7 protein-coding genes are annotated in these 3,784 nt (G+C 64.2%); all 7 read right to left on the bottom strand.

The genetic code is table 11. The features are described 5' to 3' along the window. Window positions 1-46: 46 nt before the first annotated feature. Window positions 47-379, bottom strand: coding sequence for a 50S ribosomal protein L22 (gene rplV, locus A612_RS07495; RefSeq protein ID WP_019373887.1), 333 nt, complete (start codon window positions 377-379; stop codon window positions 47-49). Between the two features lie 9 nt (window positions 380-388). Further along, window positions 389-667, bottom strand: coding sequence for a 30S ribosomal protein S19 (gene rpsS / locus A612_RS07490; RefSeq protein WP_040436312.1), 279 nt, complete (start codon window positions 665-667; stop codon window positions 389-391). 12 nt (window positions 668-679) lie between these two features. Further along, on the bottom strand, window positions 680-1,504 hold the full coding sequence (gene rplB / locus A612_RS07485) for a 50S ribosomal protein L2 (protein ID WP_019373885.1): 825 nt from the start codon (window positions 1,502-1,504) through the stop codon (window positions 680-682). Window positions 1,505-1,507: 3 nt separating this feature from the next. After that, window positions 1,508-1,843, bottom strand: a complete 336-nt coding sequence (gene rplW, locus A612_RS07480) for a 50S ribosomal protein L23 (protein ID WP_019373884.1) — start codon at window positions 1,841-1,843, stop codon at window positions 1,508-1,510. Then, a complete protein-coding gene (gene rplD, locus A612_RS07475; RefSeq protein ID WP_019373883.1) occupies window positions 1,840-2,460 on the bottom strand; it encodes a 50S ribosomal protein L4 in 621 nt (206 codons plus the stop codon). The genes rplW and rplD overlap by 4 nt, the downstream gene beginning before the upstream one ends. Next, entirely contained in the window at window positions 2,460-3,134 is a 675-nt protein-coding gene (gene rplC / locus A612_RS07470; RefSeq protein ID WP_019373882.1) for a 50S ribosomal protein L3, read from the bottom strand. Before rplC ends, rplD begins: the two co-directional genes overlap by 1 nt. Before the next feature lie 287 nt (window positions 3,135-3,421). Then, window positions 3,422-3,733, bottom strand: a complete 312-nt coding sequence (gene rpsJ / locus A612_RS07465) for a 30S ribosomal protein S10 (RefSeq protein WP_005796953.1) — start codon at window positions 3,731-3,733, stop codon at window positions 3,422-3,424. Between the last annotated feature and the right edge of the window lie 51 nt (window positions 3,734-3,784).

Genomic DNA, 3,784 nt, shown 5'->3' with positions numbered 1-3,784 from the left:
AAGCCGGTAGGATGGATTTTCTGTCCCATAACTTTCCTTCAGGCCTTCAGTTGCCGACGGTGACGTAGATGTGGCAGGTGGGCTTGCTGATGCGGTTGCCGCGGCCCTTGGCGCGCGCGGTGAAACGCTTGAGCGTGGTGCCCTGCTCGACGAAGATGGTCTTGACCTTCAGCTCGTCGATGTCCGCGCCGTCGTTGTGCTCGGCGTTGGCAATGGCCGACTCCAGCACCTTCTTGACGATGCCTGCGGCACGCTTTTGCGTGAAGTTCAGGATGTCGAGGGCCTGGTCCACCTTCTTGCCGCGGATCAGGTCAGCCACCAGGCGGCCCTTGTCCACCGACAGGCGCACGCCTCGCAGCACTGCACGTGTTTCAGACATGGTTACTCCTTACCTTTTCTGGACTTTCTTGTCCGCGGGGTGGCCCTTGAAGGTGCGCGTCAGGGCGAATTCGCCCAGCTTGTGGCCCACCATCTGGTCGGTGACGTAGACCGGCACGTGCTGCTTGCCGTTGTGCACGGCAATGGTCAGGCCGATGAACTCGGGCAGGACCATGGAGCGGCGCGACCAGGTCTTGACAGGCTTCTTGTCCTTGGTGGCGATGGCCTTCTCGACCTTGGCCAGCAGGTGGTGGTCCACAAACGGACCCTTTTTCAGAGAACGAGTCATTTGCGGGTGTCCTTACTTCTTGCGACGCGAGACGATCATGTTCTGCGTGCGCTTGTTGTGACGGGTGCGGAAGCCCTTGGTCAGGTTGCCCCATGGATCGACAGGGTGGCGCCCGCTCTTGCTCTTGCCCTCGCCGCCGCCCATCGGGTGGTCGACCGGGTTCATGACGATGCCGCGCACCGTCGGGCGGATGCCCATGTGGCGCTTGACGCCGGCCTTGCCGAGCTGGCGCAGGCTGTGCTCCTCGTTGGCCACTTCGCCGATGGTGGCGCGGCACTCGATGTGCACGCGGCGCACTTCACCGGAGCGCAGGCGCACCTGGGCGTACAGGCCTTCGCGGGCCAGCAGCGTGGCGGAGGTCCCGGCCGAGCGGGCGATCTGCGCGCCGGCGCCGATCTTCAGCTCGATGCAGTGGATGGTCGAACCCACCGGGATGTTGCGGATCGGCAGCGTGTTGCCCACGCGGATCGGCGCTTCCGAGCCGCTCACGATGGTCGCGCCCACTTCCAGGTTGCGCGGGGCGATGATGTAGCGGCGCTCGCCGTCGGCATAGCACACCAGGGCGATGTGGGCCGAGCGGTTCGGGTCGTACTCGATGCGCTCCACCTTGGCGGGGATGCCATCCTTGTTGCGGCGGAAGTCCACCACGCGGTAGTGGTGCTTGTGGCCGCCGCCCTTGTGGCGGGTGGTGATGCGACCGTGGTTGTTGCGACCGGCGTGCTGGAACTGAGGCTCGAGCAGCGGCGCGTAGCCCTCACCCTTGTGCAGGTGATTGCGCGAGATCTTCACCGCGCCACGCTGGCCCGGGGTCGTCGGTTTGAGTTTGATGACAGCCATGGTTTACGCAGCCTCCCCGGACAGGTTCAGCTCTTGACCTTCCTTGAGCAGCACGTAGGCCTTGCGCACGTTGTCGCGGCGACCCATGAACTTGCCGAAACGCTTTTCCTTGCCCTTGGTGTTGAGCACGGACACGCCCTTGACCTCGACCTTGAACAGCAGCTCGACGGCCGCCTTGATCTCGGGCTTGGTGGCGTTTTGCAGCACCTTGAAGGTCACGGCGTTGGACTTCTCGGCAACCATGGTGGCCTTCTCGGACACGATGGGAGCCACCAGCACCTGCATCAGGCGCCCTTCGTCGAACTTGCGCTCGGCGGGACTGGGATTGATGCGGCTCATGCGAACATCTCCTTGAGCTTGTCGATGGCGCCCTTGGTGACCAGCACCTTCTTGTAGTGCACCAGCGACACCGGGTCGGCATAGCGCGGCTCGACGATGAACACGTTCTTCAGGTTGCGGGACGCCAGGTACAGGTTCTCGTCGACCTCGTCGGCGATCACCATCACCGACTGCAGGTTCATGGCCTTGAACTTGTCGGCCAGGACCTTGGTCTTGGGGCTGTCCACGGTCAGGGAATCCACCACCGCCAGGCGGCCTTCGCGGGCCAGCTGCGACAGGATGGACGCCATGCCGGCGCGGTACATCTTCTTGTTGATCTTGTGCGTGAAGTTCTCTTCAGGCGAGTTCGGGAAGATGCGTCCGCCCCCACGCCACAGCGGGGAGGAGGTCATGCCGGCGCGGGCGTTGCCCGTGCCCTTCTGGCGGAAGGGCTTGCGCGTGGAGTGCTTGACCTGCTGGCGGTCCTTCTGGGCGCGCGTGCCCTGGCGGGCGTTGGCGCGGTAGGCGACCACGATCTGGTGCACCAGCGCCTCGTTGTACTGGCGGTCGAACACGGTCTCGGGCACGTCCACCTTGGACGCGGCCTGGCCTTGTTCATTCAGGAGTTCGAGCTGCATTACTTGGCCTCCCCGGATGCAGGAGCCTTGATGGCCGGACGCACGGTCACGAAACCGCCCTTGGAGCCCGGTACGGCACCCTTGATGAGCAGCAGCTGGCGCGCCTCGTCGATGCGCACAACGTCGAGGTTCTGCGTCGTCACGGTCTCGGCGCCCATGTGGCCCGACATCTTCTTGCCGGGAAACACGCGGCCCGGGTCCTGGGCCATGCCGATCGAGCCGGGCACGTTGTGCGAGCGGCTGTTGCCGTGCGAGGCACGCTGCGAGCGGAAGTTGTGGCGCTTGATGGTGCCGGCGAAGCCCTTGCCGATGGAAGTGCCTTGCACGTCCACCTTCTGGCCCACGGCGAACACGTCGGTGACGGCGACCGAGGTGCCTGCGGCGTACTTGCCGGCGGTCTCCTCGCTCACGCGAAACTCGCGCATGATCTCACCGGCCTCGACACCCGCCTTGGCAAGGTGGCCGGCTTCGGGCTTGGTCACGCGCGAGGCCTTGCGCGCGCCGAACGTGACCTGCAGGGCCACGTAGCCATCGTTCTCTTGGGTCTTGACCTGGGTCACGCGGTTGTTGGACACGTCCACCACCGTGACGGGCACTGCGGCGCCATCGTCGGTGAAGAGGCGCATCATGCCCACCTTGCGGCCCAGCAATCCCAGGGAATTGCTCAGACTCATTGGTTATTCTCCGAAACTTCCGCCGCCCCGACTTCAATTGGCCTGAGCGTTTGCCCGCAAGCCGCTGCCTGCATTGCCCTGGAAGGGCAACCCACGAAAGCGCGAGCGCGCACGAAAGAAGGTTGATGAAACTTCGCATCCGGCCCCATCTGCTCTAAGGGCAAAAAGAGGGCGCAAAAACGCGAAGCCGCAAATTATAACGCGGACTGACCCGAAAGGGCAAGTCCGCGCAAGAGAAAGCAGGAAGCGCCACCCGGGCGCTTCCTGCAAGGCCGTGTGCCGCAGGCTTACTGCAGCTTGATCTCCACGTCCACGCCGGCCGGCAGGTCGAGCTTCATCAGCGCGTCCACCGTCTTGTCGGTGGGATCGACGATGTCCATCAGGCGCTGGTGCGTGCGGATCTCCAGCTGGTCGCGGCTGGTCTTGTTGACGTGCGGCGAGCGCAGGATGTCGAAACGCTTCATGCGCGTGGGCAGGGGCACGGGGCCCTTGACGATGGCGCCGGTGCGCTTGGCGGTGTCGACGATCTCGGCAGCCGACTGGTCGATCAGCTTGTAGTCGAAGGCCTTGAGGCGGATACGGATCTTTTGCTTGGACATGATGTTCCTTCGGCAGCTTCCGCCGATTACTCGATGATCTTGGCCACGACG

It is taken from the genome of Melaminivora alkalimesophila, from assembly GCF_000282995.1.
GTDB classification, from domain to species: domain Bacteria; phylum Pseudomonadota; class Gammaproteobacteria; order Burkholderiales; family Burkholderiaceae_C; genus Melaminivora; species Melaminivora alkalimesophila.
Note: the sequence above shows the minus strand (reverse complement) of the source record. Positions and strands in the feature narration are given on the sequence as shown.

What these genes read in the sequence shown, in the direction of transcription:
- rplV (WP_019373887.1), bottom strand. Translation starts at nt 379, where the DNA reads ATGTCTGAAACACGTGCAGTGCTGCGAGGCGTGCGCCTGTCGGTGGAC.
- rpsS (WP_040436312.1), bottom strand. Translation starts at nt 667, where the DNA reads ATGACTCGTTCTCTGAAAAAGGGTCCGTTTGTGGACCACCACCTGCTG.
- rplB (WP_019373885.1), bottom strand. Translation starts at nt 1,504, where the DNA reads ATGGCTGTCATCAAACTCAAACCGACGACCCCGGGCCAGCGTGGCGCG.
- rplW (WP_019373884.1), bottom strand. Translation starts at nt 1,843, where the DNA reads ATGAGCCGCATCAATCCCAGTCCCGCCGAGCGCAAGTTCGACGAAGGG.
- rplD (WP_019373883.1), bottom strand. Translation starts at nt 2,460, where the DNA reads ATGCAGCTCGAACTCCTGAATGAACAAGGCCAGGCCGCGTCCAAGGTG.
- rplC (WP_019373882.1), bottom strand. Translation starts at nt 3,134, where the DNA reads ATGAGTCTGAGCAATTCCCTGGGATTGCTGGGCCGCAAGGTGGGCATG.
- rpsJ (WP_005796953.1), bottom strand. Translation starts at nt 3,733, where the DNA reads ATGTCCAAGCAAAAGATCCGTATCCGCCTCAAGGCCTTCGACTACAAG.